The sequence below is a fragment of the Streptosporangium sp. LJ11 genome (genome assembly GCF_051918945.1).
Classification (GTDB): Bacteria; Actinomycetota; Actinomycetes; order Streptosporangiales; family Streptosporangiaceae; genus Streptosporangium.
Genome location: NZ_JBPXMB010000037.1, coordinates 33,857 through 57,068, shown reverse-complemented (window position 1 = coordinate 57,068; position 23,212 = coordinate 33,857). Strand labels below are relative to the sequence as shown.

23 protein-coding genes are annotated in these 23,212 nt (G+C 70.2%); 10 read left to right on the top strand and 13 right to left on the bottom strand.

What is annotated here, in order from left to right:
* Positions 1–136: 136 nt before the first annotated feature.
* From ACTOQ3_RS38400 to ACTOQ3_RS38390, 3 genes are all read left to right on the top strand, one after another.
* On the top strand, positions 137–1,492 hold the full coding sequence (locus tag ACTOQ3_RS38400) for an HD-GYP domain-containing protein (RefSeq protein ID WP_440088588.1): 1,356 nt from the start codon (positions 137–139) through the stop codon (positions 1,490–1,492).
* A complete protein-coding gene (locus ACTOQ3_RS38395) occupies positions 1,489–2,769 on the top strand; it encodes an HD-GYP domain-containing protein (protein WP_440088586.1) in 1,281 nt (426 codons plus the stop codon). Before ACTOQ3_RS38400 ends, ACTOQ3_RS38395 begins: the two co-directional genes overlap by 4 nt.
* Positions 2,770–2,941: 172 nt before the next feature.
* The gene (locus ACTOQ3_RS38390) at positions 2,942–3,154 is read left to right on the top strand and encodes a biotin/lipoyl-binding carrier protein (RefSeq protein WP_440088585.1); all 213 of its coding nucleotides are present in this window, start codon (positions 2,942–2,944) and stop codon (positions 3,152–3,154) included.
* Here the strand turns inward: ACTOQ3_RS38390 and ACTOQ3_RS38385 are convergent.
* Complete coding sequence (locus ACTOQ3_RS38385; protein WP_440088584.1) at positions 3,144–3,542, bottom strand: thioesterase family protein; 399 nt, start codon at positions 3,540–3,542, stop codon at positions 3,144–3,146. The two genes, ACTOQ3_RS38390 and ACTOQ3_RS38385, sit on opposite strands and share 11 nt — an antisense overlap.
* Between ACTOQ3_RS38385 and bsaP the strand changes: the two genes are divergently transcribed.
* Together bsaP and ACTOQ3_RS38375 are read left to right on the top strand one after the other, a co-directional pair.
* Complete coding sequence (bsaP, locus tag ACTOQ3_RS38380) at positions 3,541–3,750, top strand: biotin synthase auxiliary protein BsaP (RefSeq protein WP_440073019.1); 210 nt, start codon at positions 3,541–3,543, stop codon at positions 3,748–3,750. The genes ACTOQ3_RS38385 and bsaP overlap by 2 nt on opposite strands.
* A 324-nt stretch (positions 3,751–4,074) precedes the next feature.
* Positions 4,075–5,868: a serine/threonine protein kinase gene (locus ACTOQ3_RS38375; protein WP_440088582.1), complete on the top strand. Its 1,794-nt coding sequence runs from the start codon at positions 4,075–4,077 to the stop codon at positions 5,866–5,868.
* A 102-nt stretch (positions 5,869–5,970) separates the two neighbouring features.
* Here the strand turns inward: ACTOQ3_RS38375 and ACTOQ3_RS38370 are convergent, their stop codons facing one another.
* The 5 genes from ACTOQ3_RS38370 to ACTOQ3_RS38350 all read right to left on the bottom strand — a co-directional run bounded on the left by ACTOQ3_RS38370 (position 5,971) and on the right by ACTOQ3_RS38350 (position 11,586).
* On the bottom strand, positions 5,971–7,623 hold the full coding sequence (locus ACTOQ3_RS38370) for an acetolactate synthase (RefSeq protein ID WP_440088580.1): 1,653 nt from the start codon (positions 7,621–7,623) through the stop codon (positions 5,971–5,973).
* Positions 7,624–7,870: 247 nt separating this feature from the next.
* Positions 7,871–8,866 (bottom strand): biotin synthase BioB, encoded by a 996-nt coding sequence (gene bioB, locus ACTOQ3_RS38365; RefSeq protein ID WP_440088579.1) that lies wholly within the window; start codon positions 8,864–8,866, stop codon positions 7,871–7,873.
* A 39-nt stretch (positions 8,867–8,905) separates the two neighbouring features.
* Complete coding sequence (gene bioD, locus ACTOQ3_RS38360) at positions 8,906–9,628, bottom strand: dethiobiotin synthase (protein ID WP_440088577.1); 723 nt, start codon at positions 9,626–9,628, stop codon at positions 8,906–8,908.
* 81 nt (positions 9,629–9,709) lie between these two features.
* Positions 9,710–10,429, bottom strand: a complete 720-nt coding sequence (locus ACTOQ3_RS38355; RefSeq protein WP_350976883.1) for a GntR family transcriptional regulator — start codon at positions 10,427–10,429, stop codon at positions 9,710–9,712.
* The gene (locus ACTOQ3_RS38350; protein ID WP_440088576.1) at positions 10,426–11,586 is read right to left on the bottom strand and encodes an 8-amino-7-oxononanoate synthase; all 1,161 of its coding nucleotides are present in this window, start codon (positions 11,584–11,586) and stop codon (positions 10,426–10,428) included. The genes ACTOQ3_RS38355 and ACTOQ3_RS38350 overlap by 4 nt, the downstream gene beginning before the upstream one ends.
* 68 nt (positions 11,587–11,654) lie before the next feature.
* Here ACTOQ3_RS38350 and ACTOQ3_RS38345 point away from each other — a divergent pair, with 68 nt between their 5' ends.
* Positions 11,655–13,118, top strand: coding sequence for a sensor histidine kinase (locus ACTOQ3_RS38345; protein WP_440073013.1), 1,464 nt, complete (start codon positions 11,655–11,657; stop codon positions 13,116–13,118).
* Between the two features lie 181 nt (positions 13,119–13,299).
* Here ACTOQ3_RS38345 and ACTOQ3_RS38340 read toward each other — a convergent pair whose 3' ends face one another.
* The gene (locus tag ACTOQ3_RS38340; protein ID WP_440088575.1) at positions 13,300–13,554 is read right to left on the bottom strand and encodes a WhiB family transcriptional regulator; all 255 of its coding nucleotides are present in this window, start codon (positions 13,552–13,554) and stop codon (positions 13,300–13,302) included.
* A gap of 280 nt (positions 13,555–13,834) precedes the next feature.
* Positions 13,835–14,794: a diacylglycerol/lipid kinase family protein gene (locus tag ACTOQ3_RS38335; protein WP_440088573.1), complete on the bottom strand. Its 960-nt coding sequence runs from the start codon at positions 14,792–14,794 to the stop codon at positions 13,835–13,837.
* Between the two features lie 78 nt (positions 14,795–14,872).
* Here ACTOQ3_RS38335 and ACTOQ3_RS38330 point away from each other — a divergent pair, with 78 nt between their 5' ends.
* Positions 14,873–15,268, top strand: a complete 396-nt coding sequence (locus ACTOQ3_RS38330; RefSeq protein ID WP_440088572.1) for a hypothetical protein — start codon at positions 14,873–14,875, stop codon at positions 15,266–15,268.
* Here the strand turns inward: ACTOQ3_RS38330 and ACTOQ3_RS38325 are convergent.
* The 3 genes from ACTOQ3_RS38325 to sodN all read right to left on the bottom strand — a co-directional run bounded on the left by ACTOQ3_RS38325 (position 15,265) and on the right by sodN (position 17,234).
* Complete coding sequence (locus ACTOQ3_RS38325; RefSeq protein WP_362697768.1) at positions 15,265–16,044, bottom strand: RNA polymerase sigma factor SigF; 780 nt, start codon at positions 16,042–16,044, stop codon at positions 15,265–15,267. The genes ACTOQ3_RS38330 and ACTOQ3_RS38325 overlap by 4 nt on opposite strands.
* Positions 16,045–16,061: 17 nt before the next feature.
* A complete protein-coding gene (locus ACTOQ3_RS38320; protein WP_030924831.1) occupies positions 16,062–16,487 on the bottom strand; it encodes an anti-sigma factor in 426 nt (141 codons plus the stop codon).
* Between the two features lie 345 nt (positions 16,488–16,832).
* Positions 16,833–17,234, bottom strand: a complete 402-nt coding sequence (gene sodN, locus ACTOQ3_RS38315; protein ID WP_440088571.1) for a superoxide dismutase, Ni — start codon at positions 17,232–17,234, stop codon at positions 16,833–16,835.
* A gap of 90 nt (positions 17,235–17,324) precedes the next feature.
* Between sodN and sodX the strand changes: the two genes are divergently transcribed.
* A complete protein-coding gene (sodX, locus tag ACTOQ3_RS38310; RefSeq protein WP_440088568.1) occupies positions 17,325–17,627 on the top strand; it encodes a nickel-type superoxide dismutase maturation protease in 303 nt (100 codons plus the stop codon).
* 22 nt (positions 17,628–17,649) lie between these two features.
* On the opposite strand, the gene ACTOQ3_RS38305 is transcribed toward sodX, so the two are convergent.
* Positions 17,650–18,180 (bottom strand): CGNR zinc finger domain-containing protein, encoded by a 531-nt coding sequence (locus tag ACTOQ3_RS38305; protein ID WP_362697777.1) that lies wholly within the window; start codon positions 18,178–18,180, stop codon positions 17,650–17,652.
* Between the two features lie 280 nt (positions 18,181–18,460).
* On the opposite strand from ACTOQ3_RS38305, the gene ACTOQ3_RS38300 reads away from it, so the two are divergent.
* Positions 18,461–19,654: an NAD(P)-dependent malic enzyme gene (locus ACTOQ3_RS38300; protein WP_440088609.1), complete on the top strand. Its 1,194-nt coding sequence runs from the start codon at positions 18,461–18,463 to the stop codon at positions 19,652–19,654.
* Between the two features lie 294 nt (positions 19,655–19,948).
* Positions 19,949–21,307 (top strand): hypothetical protein, encoded by a 1,359-nt coding sequence (locus ACTOQ3_RS38295; protein WP_440088566.1) that lies wholly within the window; start codon positions 19,949–19,951, stop codon positions 21,305–21,307.
* A 146-nt stretch (positions 21,308–21,453) separates the two neighbouring features.
* Here ACTOQ3_RS38295 and ACTOQ3_RS38290 read toward each other — a convergent pair whose 3' ends face one another.
* Positions 21,454–22,959: a trypsin-like serine peptidase gene (locus tag ACTOQ3_RS38290; RefSeq protein ID WP_440088565.1), complete on the bottom strand. Its 1,506-nt coding sequence runs from the start codon at positions 22,957–22,959 to the stop codon at positions 21,454–21,456.
* Between the last annotated feature and the right edge of the window lie 253 nt (positions 22,960–23,212).

Below are 23,212 nucleotides of genomic sequence, written 5' to 3'. Positions count from 1 at the left end.
CGCTCTCCTGAGCAGGTTCGCTTCGATAGCCTGGGTGCGAAATCGACGTGGAGGCAGCGCATGTTAAAGGAAACGGTCACCCCGGTCTTTCCTGGGATTTCCTGGACCTGAGCACGCGCCCTTTAGGAACACTAGGGTGGCCGCTTTGCGTGGACTGCCGTGGTTTGCCAAGGTCTATCTGATCCTTGTCATCGGAGCCGCGTTCGCGCTGCTCGGATACAACGTGGCCGAGGACGGCCGGCTGGATCCGCTCGACTGGTCCAACCTCATGGTGCTGGCCCTGCTGTTCCTGGTGTGCGAGTCGGTGCCCACCCTGCTGCACGTCCGGCAGGCCGCGGTGTCGGTCAGCTTCTCCGCCGTGCTCGCCGCGGTGGTGCTGCTCGGCCCCGAGGGGGCGGCGCTGGTCGGCATGACGGCCATGTTCAGCGTGCGGCCCGGCCTGCCGCTGGTGAAGCGGCTGTTCAACAGCGCCCAGTTCGCGATCTGCGGCTATGTCGCGGGCCGGGTCTACGTGTGGCTCGGCGGCAGGTCCGGGGTGCCGACCATCGACGGGTTCGACGCCATCATCGTGCCGTTCGCGGGCGCGGCGGCCGTCTTCGTGCCCCTCAACTTCGTCCTGATCGCGATCGTGCTGAAGCTCACCGGCCAGGCCGACCAGGTGCCGTTGCGGGGCGTGGCGCAGTTCATGGTCTCCTACTTCGGCTACGCCACCTTCGGGCTGCTGATCGCCGGGCTGTGGGCCACGGTCAGCTCGATCTCCGCGGTGCTCGTGCTGCTTCCGCTCTTCGTGGCCCGCTGGGCCTTCGGCCAGTACCTCGCGCAGCAGCGCTCCTACGACGCGACGATCGCCGCGCTCTGCCAGGCCGTGGAGACCAAGGACTACTACACGCGCGGCCACTGCACCCGCGTCTCCCTGGCCGCCGGAATGATCGCCGAGGAGATCGGCATGGGGTCCGAGCGGCTGCGCGCGATCCGCTACGCCGGGATGCTGCACGACGTCGGCAAGCTGGGCGTGCCGACCAAGGTGCTGCAAAAGGACGGCCCGCTCAGCGAGGAGGAGTTCGCGGCCATCCAGCTCCATCCGATGCGCGGGCTGGAGATCGTGCGCGGCATCGACTTCCTGGACGAGGCGTTCGCCGGGATCATGCACCACCACGAGCGGCAGGACGGCAAGGGTTACCCGATGGGCCTGGCGGGGGACGAGATCCCGGAGTTCGCCAGGATCATCGCGGTGGCCGACGCCTTCGACTCGATGACCTCCGACCGCTCCTACCGCAACGCCCGCTCGCGCGAGGTGGCGATGGCCGAGCTGCGCAAGGGCGCCGGCACCCAGTTCGACCCGGTGATGGTGGTCGCCTTCGTCAAGGCCGTCGACCGTGACGGCTGGGAGCCGCCGCGCACGGTCGTCACGCCCCCGGTCGACGTGTCGGAGACCACGGCGAAGGACCACGACGACCCGACCGTGCCCATCCAGGTGGTGTCCGAGCGATGAACGGCTCCGGCGCCAACCGGGTTTTCCAGACGCTCGACTCGGGCCAGCTCCTGCTGATCTGCGCGGCGGGGCTCCTGGCGGTGGCCGGGGTGGCCCACACGGCCGCGACCGGCCTGCTCGACCCCCAGATCGCCGTCGCCTTCGGCGCGCTGATCGCGATCGGGGAGCTGGCCAGGCTCACCATGCCCGGCAACAGGGAGGTGGCGCCGATCGGCGCGGCGGCCGCGCTCGGTTACACGCTCCTGCTGGACATGGGCGGCGTTCCCGCGGAGCATTCGGCGCTGCAGGTCGTCGCGGTGCTGGCGGCCGGCATGGTCGCGGGGGCGCTGCCGCACCTCGCGGTGGGCCGCCCGCCCCAGCTGGACGGGATGGCACGCAGGCTCTTCACCGGCGCCCTGCTCGCGCTGGCCTACCGGCCCCTGGCCGGGCCGTTGTTCGACCTGGCCAGGGGCGGGGAGAGCGGCTGGTGGCCCGCGCTCGGCGTGATGGCCCTGTTCATCCTGCTCATGGTGGTGGTCGACGTGCTGCTGGCCGCCGTGCTGCGGGCCGAGCAGGTGCGTGCCGCTCTCAGGGTGGCCGTCCACGACGAGCTGTGGATGGCCGCGCCGCTGGGGGCCGCCGTCGCCGCCTCGGGCATCCTGCTCGCGCTCGCCTCGCACAGCATGGGCATGACCGCGCTGCTGGTCTTCGCCGCGCCGCTGCTGGTCACCCAGGTCGCCTTCCGCAAGTACGCCGGGATCAGGGCGACCTACCTGCAGACCGTACGGGCGCTGGCGCGGGTCACCGAGGTCGGCGGGTACGTCGAGCCGGGGCACTCCCGCCGGGTGAGCCGCCTGTCGGTGGCGGTCGGGCGGGAGCTCGGCACGGCGGAGCCCGAGCTGCTGGAGCTGGAGTACGCCGCGCTCATGCACGACATCGGCCAGCTGTCGTTGCGCGATCCCATTCCCGGCGGCGCCACGGTCCTCACCGACCCCGAGCAGGCGCGGCGCATCGCCGAGCTGGGCGCGGAGGTGATCAAGCAGACCGGGGTGCTGGACCGGGTGGCCGAGATCGTCCGCCGCCAGTGCGACACCTGCGCGGAGCAGCCTCCGATGGCCAGCCGCATCATCAAGGCGGCCAACGCCTACGACGATCTCGTCGGTGGTTCCAGCGACCGCGACCGGGCGGGTGCCGCCCTGGAACGGCTCCGGCTCGGCGTGGGCCGGGAGTACGACCCGACGGTCGTGGAGGCGATGGCCCGGGTGATCGACAGGCTGGCCCCGATTCACCGTCTCTAGGCCTCACGCGGGCTACGCGGAGGATCCCGGGCGGTTCCTCCGTTCTACGCCGGGTCGCCGGAACGGCCGGAACTCGTCGGCGAAAACCGCGACACGGAACTGGCGGTCCGTATACGGACGTGATCGGCTCTGTCTGGCACAGTTGAAGAACGTTGAACGATGGGAGTTTCCGGTGGCTGAGATCCGCGCCGAGATGGTGGCGAACGTCTGGAAGATCCTCGTGGCCGAGGGGGACCCCGTCGAGGAAGGCGACCCCGTGGTCATCCTCGAGTCGATGAAGATGGAGATCCCGGTTCTCGCCGAGGAGGGCGGCGTGATCGCCAGGCTTCAGGTCGCCGATGGCGACGTCATCCAGGAGGGCGACCTGATCGCCGTCATCGAGTAGTCCCGTCGTCGCTGACGAGCCGGGCGAGGAAGCGCTCGCGGTCGACGACGACGCGCTCGATCGTTCCCGAGGCGACGAGGGCCTTCCGGTCGCGGGCGGTGAAGCCGAAGACCAGGCGGCGCCCGTCGACCTCGGTGAGCTCGACGGCGATCTCGACGTGCGTGCCGATCGGGCTGGCCTCCAGGTGCTCCAGGGAGACCCGGGTGCCCACGGAGGTCTGGCCCGGGGCCAGGGCGCCCGCGATCGCCTGGACGGTGGCCCGCTCGGCGAAGGCGAGCAGGCGGGGAGTCGCCAGCACCGGCACGTCACCGCTGCCGACCTTCGTCGCGGTGTCCTCCCTTTCCACCATGATGAGAAGCCGTGCCTGCAGACCGGGAGCGAGCGTCATGCGCGTCAGCATAGGGTCTGGTCCCGTGACCCCGTACTGCGACCACTGCGGGCGCCCGGAGGGCGAGGCCGACCACGCCGCGTGCCTGGCGGCCCGTGCGATGGAGCCGCCCCGTTACTGTTCCCGCTGCCGCCGCCGGATGGTGGTGCAGGTGACCCCCGGCGGCTGGTCCGCGCGCTGCGCCGAGCACGGCACGACGAGCGGTTGACACCGGCCGGTTTCACCCCGGCTTAGGTGTTTTTTGCGTACCCTTGTAGGGTTTTAGGGAGTTCACCCCGGATATCTCGGGGTGACGCCGTGGCACCCGGGTTGGCTGTTTCCTGCGTGACTCCCGAGTGGCCCTGGACACAAGGGCCTGCAAGGTGCACAAGTACGCCCAAAAGCGCCGGGTTTTGTGCGATGCTACGGCACGCGTCTCGTTTGTGAGCCATCTGGCATGCAGGGTTTCGTTACAGCGCTGTGACGGTGCCGCGATACGGGTGCGCTTTGTTGAGAGCTCTGAGGTAGGAGTGGAGAGGGTTACGGGGGAGTCATGGTGGCCCAAGGCACGACGCTGGCGGGGCGGTATCGCCTAAGCACCCGCATCGGCGCCGGCGGTATGGGCGAGGTGTGGAAGGGCGAGGACATCGTCCTGGCCCGCACTGTCGCCGTAAAGGTGCTGCTTCCGGGCCGTACCGACGATCCGGGCTTCCTGGTTCGCTTCCAGGGTGAGGCCCGGGCGATGGCGACGATCAACCACCCCGGGGTCGTCGACGTGTACGACTACGGGGTTCACGAGGTGCCTGGCGCGGGGGCGACGGCATACCTGGTGATGAAGTTCGTCGACGGCGAGCCGCTCGACCGCCTGCTCGGGCGGCTGCGAAGGATCGCTCCAGGGGCCGCGATGGACCTCATCGCCCAGGCGGCCTCGGCACTGCAGGCGGTCCACGACCAGGGCATCGTCCACCGGGACATCAAGCCGGGCAACCTGCTGGTGCGTTCGGACGGCACGCTCGTGCTCACCGACTTCGGCATCGCGAGGTCCGACACCGCGAGCCGACTCACGGACGCGGGCATGGTGCTCGGCACCGCCGCCTACTGCGCGCCCGAGCAGGCCGAGGGTGCGCCCGTCACACCCGCCGTGGACATCTACGCGCTGGGCGTGGTGGCGTACGAGTGCCTGGCCGGGCAGCGCCCGTTCGACGGCGACACGCCCGTCACCATCGCGCTCAAGCACATCCGCGAGGCGCCGCCGCCGCTGCCGCCGGACATTCCGCCCGCGGTTCGCGCGCTTGTGGAGCGCTCCCTCGCCAAGGATCCGGCCCGGCGCTTTCCCAGCGCCGCGGCCATGAGCGCCGCCGCCAGGCAGGCGGCCTTCGGCACGGAGGGCGGCGACACGCTGTCGTCCGCGCAGCAGGCCGCGCCGCCGGAGACCGGCTGGCAGGCGCAGGCTCCCCAGGCGGGTCCGCAAGGGCAGACCGGCTGGCAGTCACAGGCTCCGCAGGCAGGCTCGCAGGGGCAGACCGGCTGGCAGGGCCAGGGATCGGCCACGCCCCAAACGGGCTGGCAGGGCGCTCAGAGCCCCGCCGGCGGCTGGCAGGACGCCCAGGCGCCGACCGGAAACTGGCAGGGATCGCAGGCGTCGACCGGCGGCTGGCAGGGAGGCTCGCAGCACTTCACCGCGCCGACGGCGGGAGCCGGGGCGGCCGTCGAGGCGGGCGGGCAGGGCCGTGGCCGCCGTGCCGCGCGGAAGCCGCGGAGCAAGAGCGGGCTGGTCGCGGCGTCGGCGGTCGCGGCCGTGATGTGCGCCGGCCTCGTCGCGGTGGCGATCAACGGCATGGCTGCCTCCCGGGAGGCGTCGACCATCGATTCCATGAAGCACCCGGTGGCCACGCCCGACGTCGGTGAGACGAAGAAGACGGGGACGAGGAAGCCCCCCCGCAAGACGACGTCGCCAACTCCGAGAGTGACGCGCGGGCAGGGGAACACCCGGCCCACCCCGGAGCCCACTCCGGATGAGAAGTCACCGACCCCCACCCCGACGACGGCGACGAAGACGCCGAAACCGACTCCCACCCCCACGCCGACCCCGACTCCGAAGCCGAAGAGGAGTGTCCCGGACACCGTCGGCATGAAGCCGGAGACGGCGAGCGCGACGCTCAAGCAGGCGGGTTTCAAGGTGACGCTCTCCTACAGCGCCGACGTCAAGCCGGAGAACTGCACCCAGATCGTCGAGTCCCGCCCGGGCGGGGGCACGATGTGGGACCCGTCCAAGCCGGTGGAGATCATCGCCGCCATCGCCGACTGCCCGCCGACGCCCTCCGCGACGCCGACCGGCAAGCCCTAGTCTCGCCAGGTGACGACCGGCAGGCCACGGTCCCGCGTGGTGTGACGACCGGCTCGCGCCGCGGACCTTCCGGTCCTCGTGCGCGAGCCCGGTGGCGCTCTCCTAGATGCCCGTGGTGTGCCGGGGGTAGGCCACCGAGGGGTCGGTGGCGATGTTGACCATGTAGGGGATGCCGGAGTCGAACGCGCGGCGCAGGGCCGGGCCGATCTCCGACGGGTCGGTGACGAGCTCGCCGCCGCCGCCGAGGGCGGTCACCACCTGGTCGTAGCGGCACTGCGGCTGCAGCTCGGCGGCCACGTCGTAGCCGTAGAGCATCTGCATGGGGTGCTTCTCCAGGCCCCACATGCCGTTGTTGCCGCAGATCATCACGACGGGCAGGCGGTGTCGTACGAGCGTGTCCACGTCCATCAGCGAGAAGCCGGCCGCGCCGTCGCCGAGCAGCAGCACCACCTGTGAGGAGGGACGGGCGATCCTGGCGGCGATGGCGTAGCCCAGGCCGGTGCCCAGGCAGCCGTACGGGCCCGGGTCGAGCCAGTTGCCCGGCTGCCGCGGCTCGACGTACTTGCCCGCGTACGAGACGAAGTCGCCGCCGTCGCCGATCACCACGGCGTCGTCGGCGAGGATCTTGCTCAGCTCCCCGTAGATCCGCATCGGGTGGATCGGGTCGGACGCGGACTCCAGCAGGGCGGTGTCGGCGGCGATGGCGGCCGAGGCGGCCTCGGACAGCTGCGTCACCCAGGGCGCGTAGGTCTTGGGGGAGACGCCCGCGTTGGCACAGGCCGCGCCGAGGCTCCAGAAGAGCAGCGAGAGGTCGCCGGCGGCGACGGCCGCGGGATCCATGTGCGTGGTCAGCTGCGACGGCGCGTCGGCCAGGTGCACGACCTTGGCGAGCGGGGCGCCGTCCTTGCCGCCGAACCAGCCGTAGCCGAGGCGGAAGTCGATCGGGGCGCCCGCCACGATCACCAGGTCGGCCTGCGAGAACGCCATCCCCCTGGCTCGGGTGACCAGCAGCTCGTGACCGGCGGGCAGGATGCCGCGGCCCTGGCCGTTGGGGATGACCGGCAGGCGGTACTCCTCGACGAAGCTCCTGGCGACCTCCTCGGCACGGTCCATCCACACGTCCGAGCCGAGCACCAGCACCGGGTGCTGGGCCTCGGCGATCAGCTGAGCGATCGTGGCCAGCGCCTCGGGGTCGGGCTCCAGCGGCGACGGGGTCAGCGTCTCGGGGGCCTCCTCGAGCGCGGGCGCGGCCGAGAAGAGGTGGTCCATGTGGAAGTCGAGGAAGACGGGACCGCGGTGCGGGGCGAGGGCCGTGCGGAAGGCCATCTCCACGTCCTGCGCGACGGAGTCGGCGCCGGAGCCGGTGAAGGCCAGCTTGGTGATGGGCGCGAACAGCGGCGGGTGGTCGATCTCCTGCAGCGCGCCCGACCCCCAGCGCGACTGCGGGGCGCGGCCTCCCATGACCACCACGGGGGACCCGTTGAAGTGCGCGGTGGCCACCCCGCTGACGCCGTTGGTGATGCCGGGGCCCGCGGTGAGCACGGCCAGCCCGGGTTTGCGTGTCAGCCGCGCGGTCGCCTCGGCGGCGAAGACGGCACTCTGCTCGTGGCGGACGTCCAGGATGGGCATGCCCTCGTGGACCGCACCGTCGTAGAGCGGGAAGACGTGCCCGCCGGACAGGGTGAACATGGTCTCGATGCCGTATGCCTTGGAGACGGCGACCGCTATGTCACCTGCGTGCTTGGGAGACTCCATATCGCGCAACCTACCAGTCAGTCACTTAGCCGGACAGGGATTGTTCTCCCTGCCCAGATCCCTTCGCCTAATGCGGCCGTCGCATATCGCGTCTATCCGGAAATAGGCCGTGCAACACCTGGTGGCGAGCCCGTGCGGGCCGCACGGGACCGGCGGGGGATCGGGTACGGGCCGGAGCGCGGGCCCGCCGGGGTGACCGCCGGCTCGCGAGGCCCCTCGCGTCTCTCGCGAGGAGCCTTCGCGGGGCTCAGAGGGTGTCGGAGAGCGCCTTGATGGGCATCTTGAGGTCCACCAGCAGGCCGAGGTCGGCCTCGGCCGTACGGCCCAGGGTGGTCAGGTAGTTGCCCACGATGATCGCGTTGATGCCGCCGAGCATGCCGTCACGGGTGCCCAGGTCGCCCAGGGTCAGCTCGCGGCCCCCCGCGTAGCGCAGGATCGTGCGGGGCAGCGCGAGCCTGAAGGTGGCGATCGTCCGCAGCGCCTCCGACCCCTCCAGCAGCGGGAAGGACGCGAAGGGGGTGCCGGGACGCGGGTTGAGGAAGTTCAGCGGGACCTCGTCGGGCGCCAGCTCGCCGAGCTGCCCGGCGAACTCGGCGCGCTGCTCCCGCGTCTCGCCCATGCCCACGATGCCGCCGCAGCACAGTTCCATCCCGGCCTCGCGCACCATCAGGCAGGTGTCCCAGCGCTCCTCCCAGGTGTGGGTGGTGACGACCTTGCCGAAGTGCGACCTCGCGGTCTCCAGGTTGTGGTTGTAGCGGTGCACGCCCATCTCGGCCAGCTCGTCCACCTGCTCCTGGGTGAGCATGCCCAGCGAGCACGCGACGTTGATGTCGACCGCCTCGCGGATCGCCTTCACACCCTGGCGGACCTGGTCCATCAGCCGCCGGTCGGGGCCCCGTACGGCGGCCACGATGCAGAACTCGGTGGCTCCCGTCGCCGCGGTCTCCCTGGCGGCCTCGACCAGCGAGGGGATGTCCAGCCAGACGGCGCGGACCGGGGAGGAGAACTGCCCCGACTGCGAGCAGAAGTGGCAGTCCTCCGGGCAGCCGCCGGTCTTGAGGGAGACGATCCCCTCGACCTCCACCTCCGGACCGCACCACTTCATCCGCACCTCGTGGGCGAGGGCCAGCAGCTCGGCCAGGCGGTCGTCGGGCAGCTCCAGGCAGCGCAGCGCCTGCGCCGCGTCGAGGCCGCGTCCCTCCTCCAGCACCTGGGTCCGGGCGATCTCGAGGATGTCGCTCATCAAATACCTCCAGTGTGGAGAGGAACTCCGCGGCTCCGGCTACGGGGAAAGCCTAAGGGTGGCGCGGAAGGAAGGGGGGTCGAAGCCGCCGCCCAGCGCCGGGCCCAGTCCCGCGCGGGCCGCGCGGGCGAAGGCGTCGCGCTCCAGCGACCCGGCCCCCTCCGGGAGGGCGCCCGCCAGCGGCCGGGCGGCCAGCATCTCCAGGTCCGCCACGTTGCTCCGCTCGGCGAGGCCGGGTTCGGCCGGCCAGGAGCCGATCACCACTCCGGCGGGCTCCAGCCCTCGGTGGGCCATCGCCTCCAGCGTCAGCGCGGTGTGGTTGAGCGTGCCCAGCCCGGCCCTGGTCACCAGGAGCACCTGGGCCGAGAGCGCCCGGGCGAGGTCGGCGAGGGTCGCCCCCTCCTCGTCGAAGCGGACGAGCAGCCCGCCCGCCCCCTCGACGATCACCAGCCGGTGCGAGTCGGCCAGCTCCTTGATCCGGGCCGCCGCCCGCGTGACGGAGACCGGCGGCAGGCCGGACAGGCGCGCCGCCGCGGCGGGGGACAGCGCGGCGGGGTACCTGGCCAGCTCGAAGGTCGTGCGTACCCCGGACAGCCGGATGACGTCGTCCACGTCGCCCGGCTCGGCACCGGACACCCCGGTCTGCGCGGGCTTCACCACCGCCACCGAGGAGCCCCGCTCCCTGGCGAGCGCGGCCACCGCCGCGGTGACGACCGTCTTCCCCACCCCGGTGTCGGTCCCGGTGACCACGAGAATGCTCACCCGTCTCACCTTAGGCGGGCGGGACCGCGCGGGCGCGTGCGTCCGCACGGCCCGGCGCCGTCGTGGGCGTCGGGGGCCGGGTCAGGGGCGGCGCAGGCGGGTGACGAACTTGTAGCGGTCTCCCCGGTACAGGGACTGGGCCCACTCGACCGGGTTGCCGTCCGCGTCGAAGGCGTGCCGGGTGAGCAGGAGCATCGGCAGGCCGACGTCGACGCCGAGCACCTGCGCGTCGTACGGGGTGGCCAGCACGGTCTCTATGATCTCCTCGGCGTCGGTCAGCCGCACGTTGTACGCGTTGTACAGCGTCTCGTACAGCGAGGAGTGCACCTCGAGCTCCCGCCGGAGGCGGGGGAAGCGCCGGGCCGACAGGTGGGTGGTGTCGATCGACATCGGCTCGCCGTTGGCCAGGCGCAGGCGGTGGATGCGCAGTACGCGGCCACCGGCGTTGATGGCCAGGCGGCGGGCCAGCGGCTCGTCGGCGGTGACGTAACTGGTGTCGAGGATCTTGGTGTCGGGTTCGAGGCCGGCGGTCCTCAGGTTCCCGGTGTAGGAGGTCAGCTGGAGGACCTGGGCGACCTTGGGCTGCGCGACGAACGTCCCCTTGCCCTGGATGCGCACCAGGCGGCCCTCGACCACGAGCTCGGACAGGGCCTGGCGCACGGTCGTGCGCGACGTCTCGAAGCGGACCGCGAGGGCCCGTTCCGGCGGCAGGGCGCTGCCCGCGGGCAGGCTCTTGGTGAGGGTGAGCAGGCTACGTTTGACGTCGTAGTACTTCGGGATCCTCGGGGAGTCGTCGCTCACATGGTCACCTTCATCTCGGCCACGGCGGTGAGTGCACCCCGGATCACCGCTAGATCATCGGAACTCAGATTGGCCCGTGCCGTCAACCGCAGACAAGAGCGGCCGACCGGCACCGAGGGCGGCCGGAAGCATCCGGCGCGCACCCCGTGTTCCGCGCAGATGAGGGCGGCCCGAAGCGCGGTCTCGGGTGGGCCGAGCACGATGGGGACGACCGCACCCGCCGGATCGCCGGTCTCCAGGCCGAGATCGCGGGCCATCGCGGCCAGCTCCCTCGCCCTGGTTCGCACGCGTCCGGGCAGTTCGGGCTGATGGTGAAGGATATCGACGGCGGCGAGTGCCGCCGCAACGCTGCCCGGTGCCAATCCGGTGTCGAAGATGAACGAGCGTCCCGTGTCGACGAGGGTCTGGATCACCTCGGGGGCGCCCAGCACGGCCCCGCCCTGCGATCCCAGGGATTTGGACAGTGTGATCGTTCTCACAACGCCCGGTTCGGCCGCGAGCCCGGCGGCGTGCACCGCGCCCTGCCCGCGAGCGCCGACGACCCCGATCGAGTGGGCCTCGTCGACGACCAGCAGCGCGCCCTGCCGCACCGCCGCCGCGTGCAATCCCGCGAGCGGGGCGAGGTCGCCGTCCACGGAGAAGACCGCGTCGGTGACCACGATCGCGTGCTCCTCGTCCCGGCCGGCCAGCGCCTTCTCCACGGCCGCCACGTCCTTGTGCGGGGTGACCACGACCCGCGAGCGCGACAGCCGGCAGGCGTCCACGATCGACGCGTGGTTGCCCGCGTCCGAGACCACCAGGGCGTCCCTGCCCAGGGCCGCGACGGCGGCCAGGTTGGCCAGGTAGCCGGAGGAGAACACCAGGGCATCCTGCGCTCCGGCGAAGGCGCGCAGGCGCGTCTCCAGGCGCGCGTGGAGGGCCGTGGAGCCCGTGACCAGGCGGGAACCGGTGGAGCCGGTACCCCACTCTCGCGTGGCCGCCACGGCCGCCTCGACCAGCCGCTCGTCCCTGGCCAGGCCGAGGTAGTCGTTGGAGGCCAGGTCGATCAGGCCGTCGTCGTCGGGGGCGCGGGCGCGCAGGACCCGCCGCAGCCCTGCCGCCTCCCTCGTGGCCGCCGCCGTGCGGAACCGGGCCAGCGGGTCGGGGGTCTGCTCCATAAGCGGCATCTTTCCAGCCGGACTCACCCGATTCGCGTTCGGGCCTGCAAAGAACGCATGATGCACGGGTGCCGACTCTAAGCGACCTGGCGGTCCGTCACACCGCGCTCGACGATGCGGACCTGGAGTGGATGCACTCGCTGGTCTCCGACTGGCAGCTCCTCGCCGACCTCTCCTTCGCGGACCTGATCTTGTGGATCCCGCTGAAGGAGGGCTCCGGCTGGATCGCGATCGCGCAGATGAGACCCACCACGGGACCGACGGTCTATCACGACGACATCGTGGGGATGACGGCGGCCAAGGGGGAGCGGCCGCTCCTGGAGACGGCCTGGAACGAGCGGCGCATCTGCCGCGAGGGCGATCCCGACTGGTCGAGCGGGGTGCCGGTCCGCGAGGAGACCATCCCGGTGCGGCGGGCCGACCACTTCCTGGGCGTCATCCAGCGCTCGACGAACCTGTCCTCCGCGCGCACTCCCTCCAGGTTGGAGCTGACCTACCTGCAGAGCGCCTCCGACCTGGCCCAGATGGTGGCCGAGGGCCGCTTCCCGTTCTCCGGCGCCGAGCCGATCCTGGTCCGCTCGCCGAGGGTCGGCGACGGCCTGCTCCGGCTCGACCGGGCGGGCCGCGTCACGTACGCCTCGCCGAACGCCCTTTCCGCCTACCGGCGGCTGGGCCTCAACGCCGACCTGGTCGGCGCGGAGCTGGGCCGTACGACCGCGACGCTCTGCTACTCCGACGAGCCGATCAACGAGAACCTGATGCTCGTCGCGAGCGGGCGGGAGCCCAGGGAGACGGAGGTGGAGTCGGGCGGCACGGTCGTGCAGCTGCGGGCGATCCCGCTGGTCGTCGGCGGCGGGAGGATCGGCGCGCTGGTGCTCATCAGGGACGTGACCGAGCTGCGGCGCCGCGAGCGGGAGCTGATGACCAAGGACGCCACCATCAAGGAGATCCACCACCGGGTGAAGAACAACCTGCAGACGGTGGCCGCGCTGCTGCGGCTCCAGGCCAGGCGGATGCAGCTGCCGGAGGGCAGGGAGGCGCTGGAGGAGGCGGTGCGCAGGGTCGGGTCGATCGCGATCGTGCACGAGACGCTCTCCCACACGCCCGAGGAACAGGTCGACTTCGACGACATCGCCGACCGGGTGATCGCGATGACGGGAGAGGTCGCGGCCCCGGAGACGCAGGTGGTGCCGCATCGCGTCGGGACGTTCGGGGTGTTGCGCTCGGAGGTCGCGACGCCGCTGGCGATGGTTCTCACCGAGTTGCTGCAGAACGCGGTCCAGCACGGGCTGGCACAGCGCCAGGGCAGGCTGCAGGTGATCGTGTCACGGGGGGCCGAGCGGCTGGACGTGATCGTGTCCGATGACGGCAGCGGGCTGCCCGAGGACTTCGATCTCGACCGGACCACCAGCCTCGGCCTGCAGATCGTCAGGACCCTGGTGGTGGGCGAGCTGTCCGGGCGGCTCGCCATCGAGCCGCGCCAGGGCGGCGGGACCGAGGTGAGCCTGAGCATTCCCCTCCCCGCGATCTGAGCGGGGGAGGGGGAACGGCGTCAGGTCACGCCCTCGCCGCGGGGCGTGCCCGTCGCCCGGTCCGAGGAGAGATGGGACCGGGGAAAAGGAGCGTTCTCATCGGGATGTTCCGGTGTGGCGGCCGGTTCGGAGGCTCGTACGGGAGCGGGCCTCTTCGAGATGATCAGGCGGGGCTTCGGCTTCAGACGCTCGTGCGGGTGCGGGCACGGGCCGTGCGGCGCTTGAGCGCACGTCGCTCGTCCTCGCTCAGGCCGCCCCAGACACCGGCGTCCTGGCCGGATTCCAGCGCCCACTTCAGGCACGCCTCACTGATGCTGCACGAGTTGCAGACCTGCTTGGCTTCCTCGATCTGCATCAGGGCGGGACCGGTGTTGCCGATCGGGAAGAACAGCTCGGGGTCCACGTCACGGCAGGCAGCGTTGTGGCGCCAGTCCATGCGTCCACTCCTTCGTATGAGGAGCCCTTGCGTCGGCTCCAGCGGCTCACTTTGTGAAGAGTTTCACTAACCAGCGCGAACGGTTCCCCGGTCCGTGGTTCGGGTCGGGGGTCCATCCGCTTGATCGCCGTTGGCCTGGGAGCGAGGTGGCCGCTCAAAGGTCCTACGTTCCGACGTCATTCCTGAGATTGTCAGCCACGCTTAGTGCACGCAAGAGGTTTGGGAGAACGTTTTACCTGAAATGGATGTCGGATGCGTCACACAGGCCGCACGTAACAGATCAGACCAAGACCTGTAACGCGTCAGGGATAGAGCGGAACGTTATCCGCTCGACCTCCCCCAGGTAGTCCCCGTCCAGCTGGAACGCCACCGGGCGCCTGGAACTCAGGGTGAACTCCTTCTCGTCGTGCAGCTGCACCAGGTGGCGGCCCGTCGGCAGGGTGTCGCGGGCGCCGAGGATCTGGGGCATCAGCTGGAGCATGGAGGGCAGGCCGAGGCGCTGCAGGCCCAGCAGGTCGAGCCCGGTCTCGAAGCTCGCCCACGGGGTCGGGGAGACCGGGCGGGGGCCGATGAACGACCACGGGGAGGTGTTGGAGATGACGGCCATGAAGATGCCGCCGGTCCGCGGCACCTCCGGGCCCTCCACGGTCATCGGCGGGTGGCGCTTGTCGGTCGACAGGTAGTGGTGTAACGCTGTGTTCACATAGCGGGTGGGCGTCGCCTTGCGGCCGGTGCCCCGCATCCCCTCGACCGCCCTGATCACCTCGGCGTCGTACCCCAGGCCGCTACAGAACGTGAAATACCTGCTGTGGCCATCCCAGATCGCCTGGCCGAGCCCGACGGTCCGCCTCCGGCCGTCGCGGATCGCCTCCAGGATCGCTCCCACCGCCTCCACCGGGTCGTTCGGCAGGCCCAGGGCCCTTGCGAAGACGTTGGCACTGCCGCCGGGGATGGCCAGCAGCGCGGGCCGGTCGGCCGAGCTGCCCTCGTCGCCCGCCTTGCCGTCCACCGGGTCGAGCAGCCCGTTCACCGCCTCGTTGATGGTGCCGTCACCACCCAGCACGGCCACCGCGTCGTAGCCGGAGGCGTGCGCCTTGCGGGAGAGCTGCGTCGCGTGCCCCCGGTATCCCGTCTCCTCGACGGTGAGGTTCATCGTCGCGCTCAGCGCCCTGATGAGAACGTCCCTGGTTCGCTGGTTGGTCGTCGTCGCCTTCGGATTCACCAGGAGCATCGCGCGCATGGCCTCAGCGTATCCGCCGGAAACCGAGCTGAGGCGGCGAAGAGGGGGGCGACGATACCCGGCGATAGGGTTGGCCCCGTGCCGAACCGCCCGCTGACCCTCACCGTCGCCGCCGCCGTCATGGCGCTGGAAGGCGCGACCGCCCTGATCCTCGGCGGCTACGCCGGCGTGGAGACGGTGATCGGCCGTCCGTCCGACCTGATGAGCTCGATCGCCGTCGCCGCGTTCGGGATCATCATCGGCGCCGCCCTGCTCTGGGTCGGCTGGGGAATGATCCACTCGGAGCGGTGGGCGCGGAGCCCGGGCGTGCTGACGCAGATCTTCGCCATCCCGGTCTCGGTCACGCTGATCCAGTCCGACCAGCTGGTGATCGGCTTCTCGCTGATCGCCCTCGCGGTGGTCGGACTGGTCGCGCTGCTGTCCCCGCCGACGACGCACGCCCTCTACGGGGACCAGGACCAGCCGTCCGGCTAGTCGTCGACGGTCAGACCCTCGCGGAGCTGGGCGAGGGTCCTGGCGAGCAACCGGGACACGTGCATCTGCGAGATGCCGAGCTCGGTGGCGATCTGGGACTGTGTCATGTTGCCGAAGAAACGCAGCAGCAGGATCCGCTTCTCGCGCGGAGGCAGCCGCTCCAGCAGGGGCTTGAGCGACTCGCGGTACTCGACGCCCTCCAGGGAGTCGTCCACGATCCCGAGGGAGTCGGCCACCGCCGGCGCGTCGTCGTCGCCGGAGTCGGGCGCGTCGAGGGAGACCGTGGAGTAGGCGTTGGCCGACTCCAGCCCCTCGAGCACCTCCTCCTCGCTCATCTTCAGGAACGCGGCCAGCTCGGCCACGGTCGGCGCGCGCCCCTCCCGCTGGGAGAGCTCGCTGATCGCCTTGGTGAGCGAGAGCTTGAGCTCCTGCAGCCGGCGCGGCACGCGGACCGCCCAGCCCTTGTCGCGGAAGTGGCGTTTGATCTCGCCCACGATCGTCGGGGTCGCGTAGGTGGAGAACTCCACCCCGCGGCCGAGATCGAAGCGGTCGATCGACTTGATCAGTCCGATGGTCGCGACCTGGGTGAGGTCGTCCAGCCACTCGCCCCGGTTGCGGAACCGGCGGGCGAGGTATTCGACGAGGGGGAGATGGAGCTCGACGAGCTCGTCGCGGATGCGCTGGCGTCGCGGGTCGTCGGCGGTCAACTCCACCAGTTCCGCGAAGAGCAGGCGCGCACGCACCCGATCGGGCACCGCGTGGTCGCTGGCGGCCATGGCACGAGTCCTTTCCGTCACGCCGGCCTCGCCGCGCCTCGGCGCTTGCGGAGGACGATCGCCATACGGTCGGGGGAGTCGGTTACGGCATCCACATCGTCAGCCAGGGCGGTGAGCACCATCCACGCGAAGTCGTCGCGCTTTGGAGGGGTGCTTCCCACCGTGCTGACCTCGACCCGCACTTTCATCAGCTGCCCGGTGAGCTCGAACTCGGCAGTCAGATCGGTGCCGGGAACGGCCTGGGTCAGTAACATCGCACACGCCTCGTCGACCGCAATCCGAAGATCCTCGATCTCGTCCAGCGTGAAGTCCAGCCGTACGGCAAGCGCGGCTGTCGCCGTACGCAGCACGGACAGATAGGCACTCGTCGCCGGCAGCCGGACGCTCACCACGTCACGGATCCCGCCCATGCCGACCGCGGGCGCCTCGGTGTGTTCGGTCACGTTCCTCCTCGCAGAGTCGCTGACTGCAACCTACAGCCCTGGGACGGTAGTTGGCCCGCTTGGACTCGCGATCGAGGCGATTTGCCACCGTCAAGAACCCCTGAAGATACGCAAAAGGGGCACTGTACTTATGGCGGCTCCGGCGCGTCGCGACCCGGCCCCGGGCCGGGCGACGCCGGCGCGCCGGGATCCGGCCTGTCAGGCGAGGTCGAGGCATCGCGGCCCGGACGACGTGCCGACGGCGGCGCGTCCTCGCGGACCCCGATCCGGATCAAGGGAGTGTCCCGGGGGACGTTTCCTTGATCCGGACTACCGGCGCCCCATCACGAGATCGTTGTGAGGGTTTTAGGCGGCCTTGGTCTCCCAGAAGATCTTGGAGATGTCGTCGATCTTGCCGAGGAGCTCGTCGGCCTTGGCGACGTCGACCGTGCCCTTGCCGCCGGCCGCGCCCGCGAGCTTGGTGGCCTCCCAGAACAGCTGGTGCAGCTGCGGGTAGGTCTCCAGGTGCGGGGGCTTGAAGTAGTCGGTCCACAGCACCCACAGGTGGTGCTTGACCAGCTCGGCCCGCTCCTCCTTGATGGTCAGCGCGCGGGCGCGGAACACCGGGTCCTCGTTTCCGGCGTACTTCTCCATGATGGCCTTGACGGATTCGGCCTCGATGCGGGCCTGGGCCGGGTCGTACACGCCGCAGGGCAGGTCGCAGTGCGCCGAGGCGATGTGCTTGGGGCGCATAAGTCGTGCGAGCATCGGAAATCCTTCCTTGATGCCGGGTTCAGAATGGTCCGGTTAACGACCTTACTCGTCTCCGAATGCCCGCGCGGGAGGGGGTTACGCTCCATGAGAGTCCGTGTCGCAGGTGAGTCGATGCTGCCCGCGCTGCGGCCCGGCGACTGGCTCTGGGTACGGCGCGGCGCGGCCGTGCGGCCGGGGGACCTGGTCGTCGCCCGGTTGCCGTCCGATCCCGCCGTGCTCATCGTCAAGCGCGCCGCGTGGGAGGCGGACGGCGGCTGGTGGCTGGAGAGCGACAACCAGCGCGCCTCCGGCCGGCGCGACAGCTGGGACTTCGGGGCGCTGCCGCCGTCGTCGATCGTCGGCCGGGTGATGTTGCGCTACTGGCCGGATCCCTGGCGGGCCCGGTGAGGCGCCTCCGGGTGTCTCCGGCTTACTGGACGACCTTCTGGCGGGCCCGGTAGGCGGCGACGTTGGCCCGGCTGGCGCACCGCTCCGAGCAGTAGCGGCGCGACCGGTTGGAGGAGGTGTCGAGGTAGGCCCTGCGACAGGGCGGCGCCTGGCAGAGGCCGAGCCGGTCGACGCCGAGATCGGTGATCATGGTGGCGAGTCCCATCACCGCGCCCACCGCGTACTGGTCGGCCATCCGGCCGCCCTCGGTGAGGTGCAGGTGCCAGCGCTCGCCGTCGTGACCGGAGATCTGCGGCTGGACCGGGTGGTGGATCAGCAGCGAGTTGAGCCGGTCGACCACCGCCTCCTCGTCGCCCGCCTCGGCGGTCTCGAACACGATCATCAGCTCCTCGCGCAGGTCGCGCAGGGCTTCCAGGTCGCTCCTGGTGATGCGGCAGCCGGGCCGGTAGCGGCCGCCCTCTTCCAGGAGCAGGCGCAGCCCGTCGAGGCCGGTCAGCCGGTCGGGACTGTTGATCAGTAGTACGGCCAGCTCCGCGTAGGAGGTCAGGTCCATCTGGGGATCCGTCGATGTAAGAGGCGGCATGGATTTTGAGTATTACACGATGTGGTGAGGTTAACACCGGGACGGCGAAAGTGAGCGACTTCCCTCCACGGGCGGCAGTCTCAACATGTGGCACAATCGAGCAACGGGTGACCCCCGTACCCCCTCCAGGCGACCGTGCTCAGTGGGCAGGTCCCGAGCGGCTACCGAAGCCCGGGACATGCTTCCTCCGGCCGCCTCCGAAGGAAACATCCGTCTGTCTGACTGAACTACAGGGGTCGCTGTGGCTGTCATGCCATCCTCCATCTCCCTCGAAGCCCTCGAAGCCCTCGATCTTGACCCGGCCTTCGCCCTGCACCGCGGGGGCAAGCTGGAGGTCCGCTCCACCGTCCCGGTCCGCGACGCCGACGACCTGGCGCTCGCCTACACGCCGGGGGTGGCCAGGGTCTGCAGCGCGATCGCCGAGGAGCCCGAGCTGGCCAAGGACTACACCTGGATCTCCAACGTGGTCGCCGTCGTCTCCGACGGCACCGCCGTGCTCGGCCTCGGGGACATCGGGCCCGCCGCCGCCATGCCGGTCATGGAGGGCAAGGCACTGCTGTTCAAGCAGTTCGCGAACGTCGACGCGGTGCCTCTCTGCCTTGACTGCACCAACGTGGACGCGCTGGTCGAGACGGTCGTCCGGCTCGCCCCCTCCTTCGGGGGGATCAACCTCGAGGACATCAGCGCGCCCCGCTGCTTCGAGATCGAGGCGCGCCTTCGCGAGCTCCTCGACATCCCCGTCTTCCACGACGACCAGCACGGCACCGCGATCGTCACGCTGGCCGCGCTGAAGAACGCCGCGCGGCTGACCGGCCGCTCGCTGGGAGAGCTGCGCGTCGTGGTCGCCGGCGCCGGCGCCTCCGGGATCGCGGTCAGCCGGTTCCTGCTCAACGCGGGCATCGGCGACATCGCGGTGGCCGACTCCAAGGGCCTCATCCACGAGGGCCGCGTCGGGCTCAACCCGGTGAAGGAGGCCCTGGCGCGCGACAGCAACAGGGCGGGCCTGCGCGGTTCCACCGAGCAGGCGCTGGCCGGGGCCGACGTGTTCGTCGGGCTGTCGGGCTCGACGGTCTCCGAGGAGGCCATCGCGTCGATGGCCCCGGACTCGATCGTCTTCGCGCTGTCCAACCCGACGCCCGAGGTGCGCCCGGACATCGCGCGCAAGTACGCGCGCGTGGTCGCGACAGGCCGCTCCGACTTCCCCAACCAGATCAACAACGTGCTGGCCTTCCCCGGCGTCTTCCGCGGGGCGCTCGACGTCCGCGCCACCACGATCACCGAGAACATGAAGGTCGCCGCGGCCGAGGCGCTGGCCGCGGTGGTCGGGGACGACGAGCTGTCGGCCGACTGCGTGATCCCCAGCCCGTTCGACGAGCGCGTCGCCCCCGCGGTCGTCGCCGCCGTCTCCGCGCAGGCCCGCGCCGACGGGGTCGCCCGCCTCTAGGGTCACCTCCGCTGCCTCCGGTCGTCGCCTCCGTACGGCCGCCGGCGCGATCGTGCACCCCATGCCCACCTCATGCTCATCGTGTGCCCACCAGGCATGTGACCACGGACGCCCCCCGCCCGACCGGCGAGGGGCGTTCGCGCTTTCCGGAAACCCCGATATTCGTCACGGATCGTGCTATAAAAAGAGCTCTCAGTTACCTATGTGCGTAAGGTGTGCATCAGGCAGCGATGCGCGCACGACCGGACCATGCGCGCTGCCGGCACGCAGATGGTTCTCGCGGTGAGGGGAGCTATGAGACGCGAGCCCAACCGACTACTCCAGAGGCTCATCGCCGAGGCGGGCTTCACCCACAAGGGTCTGGCCCGGCGGCTCAACGATCTCGGCGCGGCTCGTGGCCTGTCCGGTCTGAGGTACGACCACAGTTCCGTGCTGCGCTGGATCGCGGGCCAGCGGCCGAGAGACCCGGTCACCGGGCTGCTCGCCGAGATCTTCGCGCTCCGGCTCGGCAGGGCCGTGAGTCCCGAGGATCTCGGCCTGCCGGCCGTCCTGACGCCTCTCGACCTCGGGCAGGAGTTCAACCACACGTGGCAGGAGGGAATCTCGACCGTGACAGCACTGTGGCGCGGGGACGTGGAGAGACGAAGGTTCTTACTCGACTCCACCTTCGCGATCGGGGCCGGGTCCGCCGGGGCGGTGCGCTGGCTGACCCTTCCGCTGGAGGGCCGCCCCGAGGGGCGGGGCACCCGGCGCGTCGGCATGGACGACATCGCGGCGATCCGGGAGGTCACCCGGTCCTTCGGCGAGCTGGACAACAGGTTCGGCGGTGGGAGGGTCCGCCCCGCTGTCGTGAAATATCTGGATACGGCGGTGGCGCCGCTCCTCGGTGACGGCTCGTACGCCGAGAACACCGGCAAGGCGCTGGCGTCGGCCGCCGCCGAGCTGACCCGGCTGGCCGGATGGATGGCCTACGACCTGGAGCAGCACGGCCTGGCCCAGCGCTACCTGATCCAGGCGCTGCGCCTGGCGCGCGGGGCGGGCGACCACGGGCTCGGCGGCGAGATCCTCGCCGGGATGAGCCACCAGGCCATATATATAGGACAACCCGCCCACGCGCTCGACCTGGCCAGGGCCGCCCAGCTCTCCGCCCGCCGGGCCGGGATCTTCGCCCTGCTGGCCGAGACGCACGTGCTGGAGGCCCACGCGCACGCGGGGCTGGACGACCGCGCGGCGTGCGCGAGCTCCCTGCACGAGGCCGAGCTGTCCTTCGACCGGCGCCGGGCCGGCGACGAGCCCGACTGGATCTCCTACTTCGACGAGGCCTATCTTTCTGCGAAGTTCGCGCACTGCTTCCGCGATCTGGGCGACGGGCCGGGGACGGTACGGCACGCCAGACGCTCGCTGGAGATGGACGGGCGCTACGTACGCGGGCGGATGTTCAACCTGTCGCTGCTCTCGGCCGGGCTGCTCGCCTCGGGGGAGCTGGAGGAGGCCTGCTCCGTCGCGGTGGAGGCACTGGAGCTGGCGAAGGGCCTGGAGTCGGCCAGGACCCGGTCGTACGTCGCCGATCTGCGGCGGCGGCTGGATCCCCACGCCGGCGAGCGCCCGGTGGTGGAGCTGAACGAGCGGGTGGGGGAGCTCAATCCCGCCTGAGCCGGGTCGTTGTTCCTGTGGTTTCGGTGGGGAATGGCCGAAGGGGCCCGGCTGATGCCGGGCCCCTTCGGGTGGAGCTGGGTCTAACGGTGGTGCTGTGAGTCTGAGGTTTGGACGCTCAGGCTCGGGTGATCGTCAGGGAGCTACTACTTCTTGACGATCGAGCCGGACCACACCGCGGCGGCCTTGGCGTAGATGGCCGCGGTCTCACCGTCGAAGTACGGCGAGGTGATGGTGTCGAAGCGGCCGTTCTTGTCCTGGTCGCCGAACAGGCTGGTGACACCGTTGACGTAGCCGAGACGCTTGGCGTTGCTGTACTTGGCGAGCCAGGGGCCACCGTCGGCGCCGGGGGTGAAGGAGCTCTTGAGGCCGACGTGCTCCTCAACCTTCTCCGCAGCCGAGACGTACACCTTGCCGGAGGTCTTGCCGTAGGTCCACTTCGGCGTAACGCCGGTGTAGGCCTTGTTGCCGTCGGGGTGCGGCGCGGCGGGGTAGCCGAACACGAACACCGTCTGCTCGGGCTTCTGGTTCCAGGTGAAGCCCTGGCCGCCGACGTTGTCGCCCAGGCGACCGGCGTCCTTGATGTAGCCGTCGATGACGATGAAGACGGCCTTGAAGTACTTCTTCGAGGTGCCGGCCTTCAGCCACTTCTGCACGTAGTAGTGCGTGATGACGAAGTTGCCCTGGGCGTCCTTGACCTTGGTGCCCGGGCCCGTGTACGCGTTGTACTGGGACTCGGTGACGTGCTCGACCTCGGGCTCGCCCAGCTTGTTGCCGGTGCCGGGGCCAACCTGAGCAGCGTCGTAGACAGCCTTGGTGACCTCGGTGCGCTCGAGCACCGCGCCGGGGTGGTTCGGGCCCACGACGTCGGCCGGGGTGTCAGCACCCTCGGACCAGCAAGCACCCAGGTTCAGCACGCACTTGTCGTACTCGGCCTTGGTGATCTCGACCGGCTTGACTTCCTTGCGGCCCTCGAACTTCTTGTAGTCCGCCTCGGAAACTTCCTTGGCGGTGCCGCCACCGACCTGGATACCGTTGTACACGGTCACGAACGCGTAGTCGCGGTCGCGGTCGTTGTACGCGCTGTAGTCGTAGTGGGTGTAGGCGGTCTTGCCGACGTAGATGCCCCACGGGGTCTTGCCCTGGTAGTAGCCGGGGACGAAGACCCAGTTGTCCATGACGCTGGCGTTCTTCTTGTCGTCGTAGACGCAGTGACCGGCCGTGGCGACCAGGTTGCGGTACTTCGACTGGATCGAAGTGGCCGAGCACCACTTCAGCTCGTTCTCGGAGTCGACGAAGAACACCTTGCCGATGGTCTTCGGCAGGTTGATGTTCTTGACCTTGGCCGAGGACTTCTTCTCTTCGCCGATCGGGGCCACGATGCCCGGCTTGCCGTCGGGGGTGTAGCCGCCGGCCGCGCTCAGCTTCGAGGCCGCGATGGTCTCGTCGGTGTACGCGGTCGCCTTGGCGAGGTTGTTGGTGTGACCGTTGGCCTTGAGCCAGAACTCGGCGACGTCAACCGCGGCCGGGGCGTTCTTGGCCATGGTGTCGTAGGCCCAGTCCGGAACGGCGTTGGCGGTACCGGCCAGACCAGCGGCCAGCAGACCGGTGGCCAGAACGGCGCCACCGGCGGGGAGGAGGATGCGCTTCAAGGGGAGCTCCTTGGTCTGATGTGGAACGCTTCTTGCGTCCCATGCGTCAGTAAAGGGAATGCCAGAAACATACAGCGCCGATCTTGAACACCGGAAGCCGGTTCGAGAGGGAAGAAGCGGGCTTGGTGTGACGAGACCGTTTCGTGATGTTTGAAGACCCTTGATGCTGATGTTGCGATTGAGGTGGACCCGGGCTGTTTCCGCAGATAGGTGGAAGCCTGGGATGAAAGTGGCCGATGTGGCGTGTTCGGAT